Here is an 18,280-nt window from a genome sequence, read left to right on the forward strand (position 1 = left end):
AGATTTTTAATCTCTACTGATGTGGCCTTGGGTTTCAGTGACTTATCAGCCCAGGTGTTAAATGAATAGAGAAAGCACTTTGTGCAATGCAGCTTTTTTTATGAAACGCTCACTTTAATTGGTTAATGCCTTATAATAGGCATAGTTTATTAATGTTTATCATTACGGCTGAACAAGGAAATGCTCATGGCTAAATCTTCCCCTCTCGCTCGCGTCATTCTAGTCACTGGTGGTATGGCTGTTGGTGCCATAGCTGTTCAGGCGCACGCTTCGTCTACCGCGGAGGAATTAGCGGAATTGGATAGTTTAACGCTAGGCGAGGAGACCCGCGGTGAGATCACTACGGCGAGTGAGCTTAACGGTAACGACGGCAGCCGCTTCAACCGCTATGTGATTTCATTAGAGGAGGGAGAAATCGTCGAGATTTCTTTAGAAGGCGCTTTGCAAGGCGTGGTAGCGCTTTTCGACGACCAGCTCCAACTGCTCGATAATGCCCCTATCGTTCGTCACCGTATTGAAGAGAGTGGCGACTATGTAGTGGTGGTTAGCGGTGCCGATGCGCATAGCTATGGCCCGTTTACGGTTGATAGTCGTACCGTTGAGCTGTCGGATGTTGATACAGTGGCAGTGGGTGAACCCATTGATAGTTGGCTGCAAGGGGATGCCCGTGAAATCACCTTGAACATAGAAGAGGCGGGCCTCTACCAACTGGAAATGCGTTCTGACGACTTCGACGCCTATCTAGAGATTGAGGGGCCGAACGGCTACGCTCGTGAAGACGACGACAGTGCCGGTGATCTAGACGCGCGTATTGCTGATTTCCTGGAGCCCGGTGAATATACGCTAACGGCCCGCAGCGCCTACGGGGATGGCAATGGCGTTTATACGCTTTCAGTAGAGCCTCACGAGTTACCGGGTGATGGTGAGCTGCGTAATGATGGAGCGCTTACTCCCGGTGACTCTCTCAACGGCTGGTACAGCGGCCAGGAGCTTAGTTACCAAATAGAGGTAGAAGAAGCGGGCATGTACCAAATTGATATGCGCGCCAGCGACATCGACTCCTACCTGGTGCTCGAGGGGCCCAACGGTTACTACCGTGAAGATGATGACAGTGCTGGCAACCTGGATGCGAGCATCGCTGATTTTCTTGCTCCCGGTGAGTATCAGTTAACGGCACGTACTGCCTATGGCGAGAGCAGTGGCATGTTCACTCTCTCCATGGAGCCGCGTGATATGCCAGATGTCGATCTGCGTAATGAAGGCACACTGACCCCTGGCGAAGCGCTTAACGGCTGGTATAGCGGTGAACCGCTGACGTATCAGTTGGAGGTAGAAGAGAGCTCGTTAGTGACGTTGGAGATGCGCTCTGCCGATTTTGATACCTTTATTGAGGTTAGTGGTCAGGGCTTTGCCGCCAGCGATGACGACGGCGCGGGCGGTACCGACTCACGGCTTCAAGAGCAGTTGCTGCCCGGCACTTATACCGTAAGCGCACGCGGGTTTAGCGCTACCGGTAGCGGCTTATTTGAACTAAGCCTCGAAATGGAGCCGACGGAAATCCCACCAGAGCTTTAATGGTTAGCGCAAATCGATAATACCCAACGCCCCTTTCGCTTACGCGATAGGGGCGTTGGTTTATTGGTCGATGGTGAGGCGTAAATAGTTAGGCGTGAGGAGGTTAACGGCTCGCTTTTAGGCAGCCTACTACTACCAGCACTGCTGCGGCGGGTAAACGCCAGTCGAGTACGCTCATGCCTGCCAGCACCAACAGCAGAGCGGCCAGAATCGGCACGCCATAGGCCAAGCTGCCCACCAGGCTCGCGTGCCCCCAGCGCAATGCTTTATCCCAGGCCACCATGGCTACTCCGTACGGCCCTAACCCCAGGGCGATACCTGCCAGCAATGCCTCCCCGCTGGGAAAAGCTAGCGTGCCTTCCAGTGCCAGGCTCGCGGTCAAGGCAATAGCACAGGCGATGAGCAGTAGTCGCGGCAGTAGCGGCGTTAAGGCCACCGGTGCTGCTTGGCTTAGCCATGAATATATTGCCCAGCAACAGGCGGCCAGCAGTGCTAGCGCGTAGCCCGTGGTGGCGCCACCGAACCCTCCACTGATGGCTTGAGGAACCAGCAGCAGCGCCGCACCCGAAAACGCAATCAGTGCGCCGACAACCCCCGCAATCTGCAGGCGGCCAAAACGGCTCCATTGGCTGAGTAGTACAAACAGCACCGGCCAAGTGTAGGTAATGAGCGCCGCTTCGGCGGCGGGCGCTAAACGCATGCCAATAAAGTAGGTGCTGACGGCGCCAAAGATAAGCAGCGGGATACCCACCCAAACGCTGAGCTGCCAACCCGCGCCGCTGGCAGCGACGTTTACGCGGCGGCTTAACGGTAGCGTCGCCAATGATCCCGCTAACAGGGTCACTGCAGTTAGCTGCAAGGGCGGTGTCGCTTTGGCAAACTCAGCCAGCAGCGGTGCCGCACTCCAAAGCATCACGGCCACTAGCGCCGCACCAACACTGTACCAACGTGGGAATAACGCGGGGGAGTGAACGGGATGCATAAGAGTTCTCCTTGATTTGAGCATGTGCCGAGCAGCATACTCATCATCAATGCATCACAATATCGATCTTTTATGATCGATTTCATCAAGCTTGGTGATATATGCGTGCCCCTACGTTAGACCTAACCCTGCTACGCACTCTGGTGGCTATTGCGGATACCGGCAGTGTGACCGCAGCCGCTAAACGGCTGGCGTATACCCAGTCCACTGTGAGCATGCAGCTCCAGCGGCTAGAAGCGCAGTTATCGCTCACGCTGCACGAGCGGGAAGGGCGGCGAATACGCTTTACCTCAGAAGGCGAACGCTTGCTTAACCACGCCCGTCGGCTATTAGCGCTTAACGATGAAGCGTGGAGCGATATGCAGGCGCGCCAGGTAACAGGCGATCTTACCCTCGGCATACCTGAAGATTACGCCTCGCTGCTGCCCTCGGTGTTTGCCTATTTTCATCAGCTCTACCCCGCCGTGGGGTTAAAGGTGATCTGCGGCACCAGCGCGCATCTCGTTGAGCAGGTTAAAGCTAAAGAGCTGGATCTCGCCCTGGTGACTCGGCAGCGTAACTCGCCGGGCGGGGATGTGATTCGTCGGGAACCGCTATTGTGGGCGGTCGGTATGAACCAGCAGCCGCTGCTAAGCGACCCGTTGCCGTTGGCGCTCTACTCCCCGGGGGCTGACGTATTCCGTGAAGTGGCCGAGCAGGCCTTGCAATCGGCGGGGCGCAGCTGGCGCGTTGCCTATACCAGTCAATCCATGGCGGGGCTGGCGCCGATCGTTACCGCTGGGCTGGCTATCGTAGTGGTGACTCGCAGCATGCTAACCCCTGCGCTTAGACCGCTGGATGAGAGCAGTGGGCTGCCTGCTCTACCGATGATCGAGTTGGCGCTGCACCGGGCGCCGCACCGACCTTCGGAGCCTGCGCGCCGCTTGGCAGAGTTAATCCGCGAGCAGCTAGCAGTGCCCGAACAAGCGCTATAACGTGGTTTTGGTTATTCGTCATCTAATGTGGATTTAATATTAACCGGCACATTTTGTGCCTCACGGTTCAGACAGAACCACCAAGCCAACTGTCTGTTGTGGGAGGCCGCTTCGAGCGGGCGAAGGGTACCAAAGGTACCCCCGGTGTTGTCAGGCTGGCAGCCTAAACGGTCGCGAGCTAAAGCTACCTCCCACAGGTCAACTGTCAGAAATAATTCCATACCGAATGACGAAGAGTCGTGGTTTTATATCTCAAGTAGAGCCTAAGTAATGCTTAGCGTTGATGGCCGTGTAGTGCTTTAATCAGCGTAAGGGAGCGTTACTGACTAGAATGAAAAGCAAATGAATTGGCTGTTAGGAGCACTGCATGCACGAATTGGATCACTATATCTACCCGCATCGGGTGCTGCACTGGCTGGTGGCTGGCGCTGTGTTGCTCTCCTTAGCCAGCGGTTTAACGTTAGGCTTTTTGGGCTATGAACGCACCGTCGCTTTAGTCGGCAATATGTTGACAAACTTGCTGTATACCAGCCATAAGACGCTGGGTGTGCTGATCCTGTTGCTAATGACGCTACGTATCATTACCCGTCTGGCCTTTGTGGTGCCTGACCATGAACCGCCCCTAAATGCCTTCGAGAGGGTGGTGAGTACCAGCGTTCACCATTTGCTCTACTTGGCGTTGATTGTTATGCCTTTATTGGGCTGGGCGGCTACCGCAAGCGGCGGCTTTCCAGTGGAGTTTTTCCACTGGCATTTACCCGGTTTGATTGGCGAGCGCGAGCAACTGTCTGAACAACTCTTTATGTGGCATGGGCGCCTGGGGTGGGCCATTCTAGGCTTGGTGGTACTGCACGTCGCCGGTGCTATGTTCCATTGGAAAATCAAACGCGATAACGTTATGAAGCGTATGAGCCTGTTTGATTAATGAACAAGCAATTGGTTAAAAAAACGTGTGGCTACCAGAAAACTAGGGATTAGCTGAGCCGTAACGGCAACAACCTGTGGCTCGGCGTGATTTAACGGCGTACATTTGGCTATCAGCTTCACGCAGAAGACTTTCAAGGGTGGCGCATTCAGCTCCCTGGCAGGTACTTATACCAACGCTGACGCTAACGCTGACACGCTTGCCGCAGGGTAGCTCGATCGGTGAATGAATGGCCTCCCCAATCCGTGCCTCGATCGTCGCGAGAGTATCGTCGTGCCCGATGTTCTCCATAATGATGATGAACTCATCACCGCCGAACCGTGCGCAGTGGTCTCGCTTACGGGCTAGGTTGGAAATACGTTTGGCCACTTTTTGTAACACGAAGTCGCCTGCTTCATGGCCGTAGTCATCGTTGATGGGTTTGAATCGATCCAGGTCGAGCATCAGTAATGCCAGCCGGTGATTATGCTGACGAGTCCGTTCCAAGGCTCCTGCTGCGGAGCGCGCTAGCCCATGGCGATTTAATAAACCCGTGAGCACATCATAATTGGCTAAATGCTCTAGCGCTTTAGTGCGGGCAGCGACTTTTTGTTCCAGAACGGTTTCCTGTTTTTTAAGCGTCATCACCATGTCGGCCTGGGCGCGCTCTTTCTGACGTTTTAACTTGTTGAATCGGGCTGCGAGTGCAAACGACAGCAGTAGCATTTCCAGGGCAGAACCAATTTGAATACCGTGTAGGGTAATAAAGTTAGCCGGTAAAATGCCTAAATTACGCAGCGCAAACACACAAGCCCCGACTAAGAATAGCGACCAAGCCACCACAAAAAGACGGGAGCTAGGTACGCGCTGTGTCACGCAGTAAATTCCACAGATCAGCATGAGTAGCGCTGCCATAAAGCCTGTTACGTCCATGAGTCGTAAGGCGGGCTGGATGGGCAGCAGCAGGGTTGCTATTAGAGCAAGCGAGCAGTAAATACGAAAATAGCTCAGTACACGATGCCAGCGAGGAGTATAGCCTTTTGTATTAAGAAAACTTTGGGTGAAGAGTGTGGCCATGGTGGAAGCAAATGTAAATCCGATGGCGACCAGTCGTGAGGTATTATCACCCAAGGCACTCCAAAACATCAGGGTGCCAGTGCCGTTAAATGTCAAAATCGCAACGGTAAAACCTAATGTGAATAGAGAGTAATAGAGGAAGACACGCTCTTTTAAACCGAAGAACAGCATTAAATTGTAAAGTCCAAGAGCGAGGAGTATGCCGAAGTAAGTGGCTAACCAAAAGTTGTGCCGATCATTCTGAGCGTAAAATGCCTCTGGTGTCATTAAGTTGTAGTTCAACATCTTGCTGCCAGAGGCGGCGACATGAGTGTAGAGGGTAATGGTTTCTTGAGCGGCCATTTCGATTGGGAAAACTGCCTGACGATGGGCGAGGGCGCGCTGGTCAACGGGAAGCGCGCTGCCACTCTGCTGCGCCTCAATCGATGTCTGACGAAGCGTGTAGAGGGTAACGTGATCCAGAAACGGATACTCAAACTGTACCATCCAGCGCTGAGCTTCCGATGAATCATTGCGTACCTGGGTTCGCAGCCATACATCGTGCTGGGTGTAGCCTAGGTTTAAATCCTCAGCGTGGGAACTGGGCTCAAAAACAGGAGGTTGGACGAGTAATTCATTAAGCGTTACGTTTTGCCCACTGGCGTGCCAAAACACGCTATTAGAGGCGAGGGGGTAGCTCTCTTGGTTAGGTGATGCTAGCAAAATGGTGTTCGCTTGCGCCCAAGAAGCCAAACAAACGCTCAATAGCAACAATAGGCCGGTATAAAAAAACGCCGTTAAATATCGTACATGCATAGGGTACCGCTATTTTTAGTTTTCTCCCCCGTTCTTTATTTCCTGGGTTCCCTTGCCCATCGGGGTCTTTCTTTCGCCGACAAAGTGCTGATGCACGGTTTGCATGCCGTCTTGCTCATAAGCAGAAAACTGACAGCGCAAGCAAATTTCCTTGTGTCGTACGATAAGTTATCTGAGTGTAGTCGGCTTTTAAGGTTTGTAACATTTAAAAGCCTTATTGTTGTTGAACGATACCACAAAAATGTTGCGTAAGTCGTTGAATTAACTCTCCGCTATGCCGCCAGAAATGCCAGTACAAGGGCACTGCTAAAAAATGACCGGGGGCAACACTGGCTAGTTGGCCACTGGCCATTAATTCGCCGACCTGCAACTGAGGCATCATGCCGTAGCCGATCCCGGCTGCAGCTAAGCGCACAAACCCCTCTGAAGATGGGCAGAGGTGATAAGGAAAGTGGCCGTGGTAGCCGCACTGAGCAAGAAAGCGGTGCTGCAACTGATCGTGAGGGCCGAAGACGATGGCTGGCGCGGATTGAAAGCTCTCTTTGCAAGGGCCTTCTGGAAAGTAGCGTTCGATATAAGCCGGTGTCGCCAAAGGGTGGTAGCGCATTTCTCCCAGCGCAACACTGCGTGCACCGGCTATTGGTTGTGGTGTGGCGCATAGGCAGGCCACCACATCGCCATCGCGCAAGCGCTTGAGTCCCACATCCTGGTCTTCAATCACTAGATCCAGCAGTAGACCCTCCTCTTGGCAGATAGCGGCAACGGCCTCAGCCCACCAGGTGACCAAACTATCCGCATTGATGGCGATCCGCAGGCGCGGTGCCTGGTCATCCAGCGTGGGTAGAGAACCGCGGAGGTCGCGCTCTAAAAGCTGTACCTGCTGGTAATGGGTCAACAACCGCTGGCCCGCAGGGGTGGGAGCTAAATGAGGAGAGCGTATAAGCACCGGCTGCCCAAGGCGAACCTCCAGTGCCTTAATGCGCTGGGAGACAGCTGACTGCGAAAGCCCCAGCACATCGCCTGCGCGCTCAAAACCGTCGCACTCCACCACGATCGCCAAGGCATGAAGCAGTTTATAATCCAGCATGTCGGTTTTCCCAAGGCAGCAAAAAAGTGACACAGAGCAAAAAATGGTTATGAAACGGCGTAGTGCTGTTTATTTAGGTTTAAATAGGATTGAATCTCATAGGTCAATGAATTACATTTCAATGGAGCTAGAGCACCAAACCCTCAGGGGTCGCCTAGCACTTTATGTGAGTAGTTTCTGTAATGCCACAGCCTAAAGGACACTGTAATGCCCGCCATCATGCTCCGTCGCCCTCTTGCTGGCATCGTTGCGCTTAGCGCGCTGATGCCTTTTGCCCCAGTTGCTGTCGACACCGCTGCTGCTGACGGCACCGTTAGCGCTGACGCCGTGGTTAAACACTACGCCGATCTGGCTCATGCCAATTACGCCGATGCACTGAATGCTGCCCAAGCATTGAACGAGCGTATCGACGAATTGCTCGCCAATCCCACGGCCGAAACCTTGAGCGCAGCCAAGCAAGCCTGGCTGCAGGCGCGGGTGCCTTATCAGCAGAGCGAAGTATTTCGTTTCGGTAATGCGGTGGTGGACGACTGGGAAGGGCAGCTCAACGCCTGGCCCCTGGACGAAGGCATGATCGATTACGTCGAAGGTGACGACTACCAGCATGAGCTGGGTAACGAAGGCGCCACCGCCAATATTATCGCCAACGAGCAAATCTCTGTCGGCGGCGAATCTCTGGACGTCAGCGACATTACCCCGGAACTCCTTGCTGATCTGAACGAAATCGGCGGCTCGGAAGCCAACGTCGCCAGCGGCTATCACGCCATCGAGTTTCTGCTCTGGGGGCAGGATCTGCATGGCTTTGAGGAAGGCAACGGCGAACGACCGGTAAGTGATTACCAAACCGGCGACGACTGCACCCATGGCCACTGCGATCGCCGCCGCAGCTACCTGGACGCAGTGTCCGACCTGCTCGTTGACGACCTTGAGTGGATGGTGGCCCAGTGGGCGCCGGAAACCGAGGGTAACTACCGCCAGGAACTGCTCGCCGAAAGCGATCAGGAGGGCCTGCGTCGTATGCTGTTCGGTATGGGCTCGCTCTCCCTGGGTGAGCTGGCAGGTGAGCGCTTAAAGGTCGCCCTGGAAGCCAACTCTTTTGAGGATGAGCACGACTGCTTCAGCGACAATACCCACAACTCCCACTACTACAACGGTCAGGGTGTTCAGAATATCTACACCGGCAGCTATCAGCGTCTTGATGGCAGTGTGGTAGAGGGGCCTTCGCTACAAGACTTACTGTCTCAGGCAGATAGCGAGCTAGCCGACACCCTTGGTGAGCAGCTTGAAGCCACCATGACGCGGCTTGATGCTATCAAGCAGGCGGCTGAGGCGGAAAGCTCCCCGATGGCATTCGATATGATGATTGCGCCGGGTAACGAGCAGGGCAGTGAATTGATCAACGAGGCGATTCTCACCCTGGTGGCGCAAACAGGGTCTATTGAACAGGCCGCAGGTGAACTGGGCGTGACCTCCCTACAGCCTGATGATGCCGGTCATCGGTTCTAGACTCGACTAGCGTTTACCATGAGCCGCCGATAGTGTTGCTATCGCGCGGCTCTGTTGGTTTTGTCAGTATCCTCCTTCTCAAGGTATCACCATGTACCGCTTACCCCGGTTTATCGTCCTAGCCAAGTGGGTGCCCAGCACATTAGCCCACAGCAGTTTCTTACTGTTCTTGCTGACCGCGCCCTTACAGGCAGCCGAATCACCTATACAAAATGTGCCACCTAGCCAAGATTATCCCATTCAAACGACGCCCATGAGTGGCGGCGATGGCTCGGTAGAGCAGTTTGACCATAACGCCTATTCGCTGCCGCTGGGTAATATGTCGATGACCAAGCGGCTGGATTTCAGTGTCGGCAACAGCTTCTTTCGTAACCCCTGGGTGGCGGCGCCCGCCAGCACCGAGGCCCGGGATGGCCTGGGGCCGCTGCTCAACACCAATAGCTGCCAGGGTTGCCACCTTAAAGATGGTCGGGGGCACCCACCCACCGGCGACGAAAACCCCATCGCGCTGTTTCTGCGCCTCTCTTTACCCGCTAGCCAAGCGGATCCAGAGACACTGGAGCAGCGGGGCGCGCTTCCGGTACCTAACTACGGTTTGCAGCTACAAACCGCGGCGATTAGCGGTGCCAAGCCCGAGGCCAAGCTGGTGATTGAGTATCGTCCTCGGGAAGTGAGCTTCGCCGATGGTACTAGCGTCACTTTGCAGGAGCCGATCTACTCGATTGCCGAACCCGCCTACGGAGAGCTGCCGGAGTCACTGCAAACCTCGCCACGGCTGGCACCGCCAATGATTGGCCTGGGCCTGCTGGAAGCGATTCCTGAAGCTGACCTTATCGCTGCCGCAGACCCTGATGATGCTGATAACGACGGGATTTCCGGCCGCTATAACCAGGTGTGGGATGTGCGCAGTGGAGCCACGGTAATGGGGCGTTTTGGTTGGAAAGCCGGCGAGCCCAGCATTGAGCAGCAGGGCCTGCACGCCTTTGCCGGGGATATGGGGCTAACCTCCAGTCTGGTGCCACAAACCGACTGCATGGAGAGCCAAGGGTGCGATGAGTTTCCTAACGGTGGCACGCCCGAAGTCAGCGATGACGTGGCCGACTTCGTGACCTTCTACGCTTCCAGCTTGGCGGTACCGATGCGCCGCGATATGGATGAACCAGCGGTAAAGCAGGGGGCTGAGAGATTTAACGCCCTGGGCTGCGCGAGCTGCCACACACCGCGCCAGCGCACCGCTGCGGATACTGCCCGTCCGGCGTTAGCCAATCAGGAAATATGGCCCTATAGCGACTTACTGCTCCACGATCTGGGCGATGCCCTGGCTGATCATCGCAGTGAGTTCCAGGCCGATGGCCGCGAATGGCGCACCCCGCCGCTGTGGGGCATCGGCTTGGCGCAAACGGTTAACCCCCGGGCGGGATTTCTCCACGATGGTCGCGCCCGCACCCTGGAAGAGGCGATACTCTGGCACGGTGGTGAGGCAGAAAGCGCCACCCAGGGCTATCGAGCATTGCCCGCCGACCAGCGCGCGGAACTTATACGTTTCCTTGAATCCCTGTAAGTCATTCTGTTAAGGAGTTACCGTGATCGCATCTCTTCGCCGCCTGAGTTTGCTGGCCTGCGCGCTACTCGCGACGCCGCTCTCTTTTGCTACGGACACCCCTACGCCGCGGGAAATGTGGCACGGCGCGGTGGAACTTCAGTATGCTGAGTTGAGTGCCGCCTCCGAGCGCCTGGAAGCCAGCGCCGCGCGCTTTTGCCAGGGCTCAGACGAGGCCCTCAGGCAGCGGCTGGAAAATGACTGGCTGAGCGCCTACCAAGCCTGGCAGGCGGTGCGCTTTATACAGTTTGGGCCCGTCGAGCAGAATAGCCGGGGCTGGCAACTGCAGTTCTGGCCGGATCGAAAAAACCTGGTGGGCAGCAAGGTGCGCGGCTGGCTGAAGGCAGCCGAAGCGCCGGATGCCCAAGATATCGCCAGTGACAGCGTGGCGATCCAAGGCTTTCCCGCCCTTGAATACTTGCTTTATGACGACGCCATGGACGAACAGGCCCTGAGCGATCCTAAAGCCTGCACGCTGATGCATGCCATCGCCACTTATCTTGCGGATACCACGAGCGCTCTGCATCGCGACTGGCAGGCCTTTGGCGAGCACTATCTTGATACTGCCGACTACACCGAAACCACACTGGCCAGCGCCATCCAGGCCCTCGAAATACTCGAAGATAAACGGCTCGGTGAGCCCATGGGCCTCAAAGGCGCACCCGCCAACGGCTACTTGGCGGAAGCCTGGCGTAGCGGGCAAACGGTTCGGTTGGTAGAGAGCAGCCTGGAGGGCCTGCGTACCGGCCTCCTGCCGGGCCTTACCGCTCTGCTGCGCGAGGCCGATGCGCTACCGCTTGCCGAGGCGTTTCGTGACCAGTTGGATAAGACACTCGTTCAGGCCAGCGAACTGCCACCGGGCTTGGTGCCTTCCCTTGAAGACGAAGAGGCGTTTCGCGGTCTGCAGTCGCTCTACCTCGACATCAGCCAGCTACGCCATCTACTGGGTAACGAGATCGCTGGTGAACTGGGGCTGGTACGAGGCTTTAACTCCAGCGATGGGGATTGAACCATGCAGCGACGCCAAGTACTCAAAGTAGGGTTGGGCAGCGTCGCCATGGCGCTGACTCCGCTGAGCTGGGCGCTGCCCGCGCGGGAGGAAGCCGCTTGGCTGTTCAGCGCGGTAGACGACCCCAGCGGAGGGCATTACATCGCCGGGGTGGCATTGGATGGTCAGACCCGCTTTATGATCGAAGTACCCGAGCGCTGCCATGGAGGCTGTCTGCGGCCCGACTCTCGCCAGGCGGTATTGTTTGCTCGCCGCCCTGGCACACGGATGCATGTGATCGATGGGGACAGCCGCCAATTAGCCCACACCATTGCGGCCGGGGAGGGCTACCACTTCTACGGGCATGGCGTTTTCGACCTGAGCGGGCGCTATCTGTATGTCACCGCCAATCGTTTGGAGGACAGCGCCGGGCTAGTGCGCGTTTATGACGCTGCCAACGACTACGCCCATGTGCGCGATATGCTGCTGGACGGTATTGGGCCCCATGAGCTTAGGCTGATGCCGGATGGTGATACCCTGGTGATTGGTTTGGGGGGTATCCAGACTCACCCTGACTATGGTCGGGTTAAGCTCAACCTGGACACCATGGCACCAGCGCTGATGCTGCTGGATCGCCACAGCGGTGAGGTCTTGGCCCGTCACAAACCCTCCCATCACCAGCTAAGCTGCCGTCATCTTGATGTAGCGGCGGACGGTACCGTGATCGCTGGCTACCAGTTTGAAGGCCCCGAGTGGGAGGCTCACCCGTTAATCTGTCGCCTGGATATCAACGGCCACTTCTCTGAACTGTCACTGGCCGATGAAGTCACCGCCAGTCTGAAGCACTACACTGCCAGCGTGGCGTTTAGCCGTGTTTCTGGCAATGTTCTGGTGACTGCCCCTCGCGGCAATCGGGCACTGCTGCTGGATGCCGAGCAAGGCAAACTTGTTGCCAGCTTGGCGCTGCCCGACGCCGCTGGCGCCCGCTGCGACGGCAACGGCGGCTTTCTGGTCTCCTCCGGCCAGGGCGGGCTTTACCTTGTAACGCCTGACTCGGCAACGCCCGAGCTGCTCGCCAGCCTGGAAATTCGCTGGGATAACCATCTGACATAAAAGACTTTAAATAGTTATTAGTAATAGCCCGTCGATACGAACTGTCAGGCCAACGGTTTACTATCCAATATAAATGACGCCTTCTTGGTGAGAGGTGCTGCTGGTAGACTTCAGCGCTCTTGACAGGAAGGCAAGGAGCCCCATGGAACTGCTGCGCTTAGTATTTCATCACTACCGCTGGCCCTTTTTAGGCGCCATTGCTTTGAGCCTATTGAGCGCTGGCTTAGGGGTCGGGGTAATTGCCTTTATCAACCAGCGGCTTATTGAAGTAGGCAGTATGGCGGCGCTGCCGCAATTTCTCGGCCTGCTGGCGGTGCTCCTGGCGGTCACACTCAGTACGCAATTGGCGCTGACCGTGCTGGGGCATCACTTTGTGTTTGATCTACGCTCGCGGCTGGTGAAGCGGATTCTCGACACCGATATTGAGCGCTTGGAGCAGTTGGGCAACGCCACCTTGCTGGCCAGTTTGTCCAGCGATGTGCGTAACATCACTATTGGCTTTGTGCGTCTGCCGGAACTGATTCAGGGCGTGGTGCTAACGCTCGCCTCGGTGGCCTATTTGGCATGGCTCTCGCCGCAAATGGTGGTGATCACCGTTCTATGGATCGCGTTCACCATGGGCGTGGGTTGGGTGCTGGTGTCGCGGGTGTATCGCCATTTTCGCCTCGTGCGTGAAAGCGAAGACAGTCTGTATAAAGATTTCCAGGCGGCCATTGAAGGGCGCAAAGAGCTGGCGCTCAACCGCGACCGTGCCCGGCGCTTTTATGATGAGCGCTATATCGCCAATGCCCGCGACTACCGTCACCACATTATTCGCGCCGATACCTACCATTTAAGCGCTAACAACTGGTCTAACATTATGATGTTGGGCGCCATCGGGGTGGTGTTTTTCCTCTCTAATGGGTTGGGCTGGGCGAATACCACGGTGGCCTCCACCTTTGCGCTGACGCTGCTGTTTCTGCGCACGCCGCTGATCCAGGCGGTGGGCGCTTGGCCAACGCTGATCAGCGCCCAGGTCGCGTTTGATAAATTGAGTAGCCTGGAGCTAGCCGAGTACCAGTCAAGCTTTGCCGTCGACGATACGCTGTCCGATTGGCAGCGCCTTGAACTGGAAGAAGTCACCTACCACTACCCGAACACTGCCCAGGGCGAGGGCTTTCAGGTGGGGCCGCTCAATATGACCCTAGAGCGCGGTGAGCAGGTGTTTCTGATCGGCGGCAACGGCAGCGGTAAGTCGACCCTGGCAAGGCTGCTCTCGGGGTTATACCGCCCCCAAAGCGGCACTATTAAGATTGACGGGCAGGTGGTCACTGCTGCTCAGTGGGAAGCGTTCCGCGCTCGCTTTGCCAGTGTGTTTACCGATTTCCATCAGTTTGATCAGACCATGGGGCCGGAAGGCCTGCCTGCTGACCCGCAGGTCGTTGATACCTGGCTTGAGCGACTGCAGATGCAGCATAAATTGCAGTGGGAGGGTGATCGTGTCATCAACACCCAGCTCTCCCAAGGGCAGCGTAAGCGCCTGGCACTGCTATTAGCGATTGCCGAAAAACGCGATATTTTGCTCCTCGACGAGTGGGCGGCGGATCAAGACCCGCAGTTCCGCCGGCTGTTCTACCGCGAGCTGTTACCGCACTTAAAAGCAATGGGTAAAACCGTGTTTGCTATCAGCCATGACGACAGCTACTTCGTCCACGCTGATCGGTTGCTGGAGATGTCGAAGGGACAGCTAAGCGAGCTGAAAGGCGAGCAGCGTGCACGAGCGAGTGAGGACGCTGTTGCGCAAATTAATATCTAAACCGTGTTAAAAATAGCTAACGTTTTAACGGGCGACCTGCTTGGCGCGCTTTCGTGCTTCCAGGTCGCAGCCCTCTAGCGGGCAGGTGCCGCAGGTATCAAACTCATCCAGTAAATAGCGCAGGCAGCAAAGCTTGCGCACCCGCTTAACTTCCTCACTCCCTTTGGGCGTAAAGTAACGCACCGGCTGAAACAGCGGGTTGCGCTTGCCGTTGGGCAGGTTGCGCGCTTCCAGCAACGCCTTGGCGGCCTCAAACGCCTGCTGATTAGCAAGCGGGTGCTCGCCTAGTGCGTTGACGTAAAAGTCCAGGTAGCCACCGGCATTGCTCCAGAACACCCGCTGTGCAGCGCCGGAGATAGCCGCTAATTGCTCAATCAACGGTGCCCAGTGCTGCTCAATCAGGGTAGCAAAACGCTCAAACGGATCTTGAGTGGTTATCGGCGTGCCTTCGTGGGGCAACCATAGCCGCGAGGTGGCGCCCTTGTCGTTGAAGATAACCTGCATGTCGTCCAGCCCCACCGGCAAGTCACGGTTGAGCAGCAGATTAGCTGTCAGTGTGGGAACGGTTAGCGCACTTAAGTGCCACTTCGACCAGATCGATACCACTGCCCGCTGGTCACCGCCTGGGTACTGTGCAGCGAAACGAGAGAGATCCTCCTTGAGCCAATCAGCATCCCGCCAACGGGCTGTTTTGAACGCTTCCAGCGGTGGCGTTCCACCTATTAACGGCGGCGTAAAGTTCGCCAACGGCCCGGTGTAGCAGGCGGCCAACGAAGGCTCGAACAGTTGTGGCTGACGCAGAGCAGAGGGCATCGCGGGCTCCATCACAGGGCTTTAACACAAGGTTTTGACACAGCACACAGGTAAAATATGGCATTCAGCTTAATCGATAATGCGTATCAGTTGAAGCGTTTGATTGCGAATGAGTGCTTTTAAAAGTGTCTGACCTCGGAGAATAGCGCTATTGAGCCACGGCGATATTGTGCTCTCCGTTGGGGTGCTTCATGACCTGCATCGGTAAGCCATAAATAGCCTCTAAGGTGCTGCCGCACATCAAATTATCCGGGCTGCCATGGGCCAGCAAGCGACCGCTGTGCAGCGCCATTAGCTCGTCGCAGTAGCGCGAGGCCATGTTGATATCGTGCAGTACAATAATCACCCCAAGATTTAGCTCATCGCACAGCTTACGGATCAGCGCCAGCACTTCGATTTGGTGGGCGATATCCAGCGCCGCTAGCGGCTCATCCAACAGCAGGAATCGGCTGCCCTGGGCGAGTAGCATCGCCAGCCATACCCTTTGGCGTTCACCACCAGAGAGCGTGTCGACCAAGCGGTCGGCAAAGGTCTCTGTGTGGGTCAGGGCAATGGCGCGATCAATGGCATCTTTGTCTTTCTGGGTATGGCGGCCCAGCAGCCCGTGCCATGGGTAGCGGCCAAAGGCGACTAGCTCGCGTCCGGTAAGACTTTCTGCACTGGGTAAATGCTGGGGCAGGTAAGCCACCTGACGAGCGAACTCACGATTTCCCCAGTCACTCAGCGGGCGCTGATCAAAGTGAATCTCCCCCTGGCTTACCGGCTGCTGCTGGGCCATGAGCTTGATCAGCGTCGACTTGCCCGAGCCGTTATGACCAATCAGGCCATAAACCTTGCCCTCATGAAAGCTGTGGTCAATGGGATTTAAAATCTGCTTACCATTGATTTCAAAGGTGGCGCCTTTGACCTCGAACATGAATGACTCCTAGCGATAGGGTTGATGATAATGCCTCCATTCTAGTGCTAATGGTTCTCATTTTTAACAAAAAAATGAAAAGATTTACGTGATAGATGGCAAACGCCGCTTGGGGAAAGCAGGTCGGGGGTAGTAGGTCTGCATCAGCTAGCCTCCGCTTGAGTGGCTAACCGATGTGATTAGAGGTGGTATTGATCGTTTATCAACAGGCATTTAAACACGCTAACAGTTGGCTATGCCGCTCGGGGTGCGCTGCAATTAGGCTGTTCCATTGAGCGGGATGCGGCTCGCCAGTGAGATCCGTGACGGTGTAGCCCGCCTCTCGGGCAATCACAATGCCGGCGGCGATATCCCAAAAGTCGAGCTTAGCGCCTTGAGACCAAAAAGCATCAAACCGGCCCAGGCTGGTGTAGGCGATCTCCAGCGCCGCGGAGCCCGGGCTGCGGATACCGGCCACCTGGGGCATTAGAGCAGCGAGTTGATTTAGGGCCGTCGAGCAGTCGCCTTTAGCGTGGTACGGCAGGCAGGTGCTTATCAGCATCTCGTTCAGTGGGCGCGGTTCAGGCGTCGTGAGCGGCGTGTCGTTGAGGAAGACGCCGGTGCCAAGGCTGGCCCAAAGCATTTCATCAAGCAGCGGTTGATAGACAACGCCGATGATCAGCTCATCACCCTTGGTGACCGCGATGGAGACCGAGAAGTGGGGCACCCCATGCAGAAAGTTGCTAGTGCCATCGAGAGGGTCAATGATGACGGTATAGTCACTATCGGTGGGTGTAAGCCCGCTCTCTTCACCAAGGAAAGCGATATCGGGAAAAGCGCTGTTGATACAGTCGATAATGATATTCTCGGCGGCCGTATCGTAGTAGCTGACAAAGTCTGACGCCCCCTTTTGCTCAAAGGCGATTCTGCCCTTTAGCGAATATCCCTCGCGTAACAGCGCACCTGCCTCGTACGCCGCCTGCTTCACCGTTTCGAGTAGGTCATTACTGCTATCGAGCATTGTATTTCCCCTGGGCATGCATCGTGTCTTAGTGAATGGCAAAAACTGTATGCCTTCAATGTAACTAGCCATTCATGACGCGGAGATGACAGGAGTAAATTTGGTTTAATGGTAGATCATCTATGCATTTGGCGTCTGAGAGATGCCCCCGCCACATGTCGCTATTAACTGAGTCAACCAGCATATCGTTATAAAAAGTGAGTTAGCTCTCACCCGTTGACTTACCAGGCTCTAACGCAAATAATAATTATTGCCATTTATTCCGTGGTGTTAATCAAGGCAGGAGGCCGAGCTGTGGATACCCAGACCTGGAGCGCTGAGTTAGAAGATATCTTCGTTAATCAGCGGCCCCGGCTCTGTTGTGTCGCCGCAAAAGTCTTGGGCAATGCTGATCAAGCCGATGATGTCGTGCAAGACGCCTATCTGAAAATTTCAGAGGCAACCACGCTTTTTGAGGTAAAGCAGCCCATATCCTACGTGTCACGAGTGGTGCGCAATCTCGCCATTGACCGTTGCCGCCGTTCGGCGTTTGAGTCAGCGCTGTTTGCAAAAGCAGAGGAGGTGGATAACGCCTCTTGTGCGTCACACTCACCTGAGGTGATTGCCATTGATCGCCAGGCCTTGGCACAGGTGGTGGACGCGTTGGACGAGCTGCCCGAGCGTACGCGACGCGCCTTTGAACTTTATCGTTCGGGAAACCATACCCAGCGGGAAGTGGCGTTACAGCTAGGTGTTTCTACCACGTCAGTTAACTTTATGATTCGCGATGCGTTGACTCATTGCCACCAGTCGCTACAAGGTCGGTCGTTGCCAGATAAGTAAATCGGCGTTCCGTCCCCTCTTTGTTGTCGCTTTGTTACACTGTCAGCCAATAGCGTTGAGAATATCAGACGCTTCCATAGGCAGGTAATGAGCAGGCCGCAATAGCGAGGTTTGACAGTAACGATGGATAACGACAGCGGCGACGATGCCGTTTGGCAAACAGCGCTAGATTGGCTGATGCGCGAGCATGAAGAGACGTTGAGCGACGCTGATCGCGAAACGCTGCATGCTTGGTTAGCGGCTTCTTCCCTGCACCGTCGAGTCTTTCATGAAGCAGAACAGCTCTGGATGCTAACAGGGCTGATCCCAAGCGGTGATGAGCGCAACTGATAA

Annotated in this window: 16 protein-coding genes; 10 read left to right on the forward strand and 6 right to left on the reverse strand. The window is 55.8% G+C overall.

Translation table 11 applies throughout. The features are described 5' to 3' along the window. The first annotated feature begins 186 nt into the window (after positions 1-186). Complete coding sequence (locus KF947_RS16305) at positions 187-1,575, forward strand: hypothetical protein (protein WP_133732981.1); 1,389 nt, start codon at positions 187-189, stop codon at positions 1,573-1,575. 103 nt (positions 1,576-1,678) lie between these two features. On the opposite strand, the gene KF947_RS16310 is transcribed toward KF947_RS16305, so the two are convergent. After that, a complete protein-coding gene (locus KF947_RS16310) occupies positions 1,679-2,557 on the reverse strand; it encodes a DMT family transporter (RefSeq protein ID WP_227404489.1) in 879 nt (292 codons plus the stop codon). A 101-nt stretch (positions 2,558-2,658) separates the two neighbouring features. Between KF947_RS16310 and KF947_RS16315 the strand changes: the two genes are divergently transcribed. Further along, positions 2,659-3,531 (forward strand): LysR substrate-binding domain-containing protein, encoded by an 873-nt coding sequence (locus tag KF947_RS16315; RefSeq protein WP_227404490.1) that lies wholly within the window; start codon positions 2,659-2,661, stop codon positions 3,529-3,531. 367 nt (positions 3,532-3,898) lie between these two features. Then, positions 3,899-4,456 (forward strand): cytochrome b, encoded by a 558-nt coding sequence (locus tag KF947_RS16320; protein WP_133732978.1) that lies wholly within the window; start codon positions 3,899-3,901, stop codon positions 4,454-4,456. A gap of 42 nt (positions 4,457-4,498) precedes the next feature. On the opposite strand, the gene KF947_RS16325 is transcribed toward KF947_RS16320, so the two are convergent. Together KF947_RS16325 and KF947_RS16330 are read right to left on the reverse strand one after the other, a co-directional pair. Next, entirely contained in the window at positions 4,499-6,214 is a 1,716-nt protein-coding gene (locus tag KF947_RS16325; RefSeq protein ID WP_227404491.1) for a diguanylate cyclase, read from the reverse strand. A 307-nt stretch (positions 6,215-6,521) separates the two neighbouring features. Beyond that, positions 6,522-7,394: a LysR family transcriptional regulator ArgP gene (locus KF947_RS16330; RefSeq protein ID WP_133732976.1), complete on the reverse strand. Its 873-nt coding sequence runs from the start codon at positions 7,392-7,394 to the stop codon at positions 6,522-6,524. A 207-nt stretch (positions 7,395-7,601) separates the two neighbouring features. Between KF947_RS16330 and KF947_RS16335 the strand changes: the two genes are divergently transcribed. The 5 genes from KF947_RS16335 (at position 7,602) to KF947_RS16355 (ending at position 14,396) form a co-directional block, all read left to right on the forward strand. Beyond that, positions 7,602-8,900 carry an imelysin family protein gene (locus KF947_RS16335; protein WP_227404492.1) on the forward strand — a complete coding sequence of 433 codons (1,299 nt, stop codon included), beginning with the start codon at positions 7,602-7,604 and terminating at the stop codon, positions 8,898-8,900. A gap of 91 nt (positions 8,901-8,991) precedes the next feature. Continuing rightward, entirely contained in the window at positions 8,992-10,461 is a 1,470-nt protein-coding gene (locus KF947_RS16340) for a di-heme oxidoredictase family protein (protein WP_133732975.1), read from the forward strand. A gap of 22 nt (positions 10,462-10,483) precedes the next feature. Next, on the forward strand, positions 10,484-11,509 hold the full coding sequence (locus KF947_RS16345) for an imelysin family protein (RefSeq protein WP_133732974.1): 1,026 nt from the start codon (positions 10,484-10,486) through the stop codon (positions 11,507-11,509). A gap of 3 nt (positions 11,510-11,512) precedes the next feature. Beyond that, positions 11,513-12,601: a DUF1513 domain-containing protein gene (locus KF947_RS16350; protein ID WP_133732973.1), complete on the forward strand. Its 1,089-nt coding sequence runs from the start codon at positions 11,513-11,515 to the stop codon at positions 12,599-12,601. A 142-nt stretch (positions 12,602-12,743) separates the two neighbouring features. Then, complete coding sequence (locus KF947_RS16355) at positions 12,744-14,396, forward strand: multidrug ABC transporter permease/ATP-binding protein (RefSeq protein WP_133732972.1); 1,653 nt, start codon at positions 12,744-12,746, stop codon at positions 14,394-14,396. A gap of 24 nt (positions 14,397-14,420) precedes the next feature. Here KF947_RS16355 and fhuF read toward each other — a convergent pair whose 3' ends face one another. From fhuF to KF947_RS16370, 3 genes are all read right to left on the reverse strand, one after another. Continuing rightward, on the reverse strand, positions 14,421-15,209 hold the full coding sequence (gene fhuF / locus KF947_RS16360; RefSeq protein WP_227404493.1) for a siderophore-iron reductase FhuF: 789 nt from the start codon (positions 15,207-15,209) through the stop codon (positions 14,421-14,423). Positions 15,210-15,357: 148 nt separating this feature from the next. Then, positions 15,358-16,125: an ATP-binding cassette domain-containing protein gene (locus KF947_RS16365; protein ID WP_227404494.1), complete on the reverse strand. Its 768-nt coding sequence runs from the start codon at positions 16,123-16,125 to the stop codon at positions 15,358-15,360. Positions 16,126-16,327: 202 nt separating this feature from the next. Then, on the reverse strand, positions 16,328-17,125 hold the full coding sequence (locus tag KF947_RS16370; RefSeq protein ID WP_133732969.1) for an inositol monophosphatase family protein: 798 nt from the start codon (positions 17,123-17,125) through the stop codon (positions 16,328-16,330). 294 nt (positions 17,126-17,419) lie between these two features. On the opposite strand from KF947_RS16370, the gene KF947_RS16375 reads away from it, so the two are divergent. Together KF947_RS16375 and KF947_RS16380 are read left to right on the forward strand one after the other, a co-directional pair. After that, positions 17,420-17,947 carry an RNA polymerase factor sigma-70 gene (locus tag KF947_RS16375; protein WP_227404495.1) on the forward strand — a complete coding sequence of 176 codons (528 nt, stop codon included), beginning with the start codon at positions 17,420-17,422 and terminating at the stop codon, positions 17,945-17,947. Positions 17,948-18,070: 123 nt separating this feature from the next. Then, the gene (locus KF947_RS16380; RefSeq protein ID WP_227404496.1) at positions 18,071-18,277 is read left to right on the forward strand and encodes a FecR/PupR family sigma factor regulator; all 207 of its coding nucleotides are present in this window, start codon (positions 18,071-18,073) and stop codon (positions 18,275-18,277) included. The last annotated feature ends 3 nt before the right edge of the window (positions 18,278-18,280 follow it).

It is taken from the genome of Halomonas sp. FeN2 (assembly GCF_020595105.1).
GTDB lineage: Bacteria > Pseudomonadota > Gammaproteobacteria > Pseudomonadales > Halomonadaceae > Vreelandella > Vreelandella neptunia.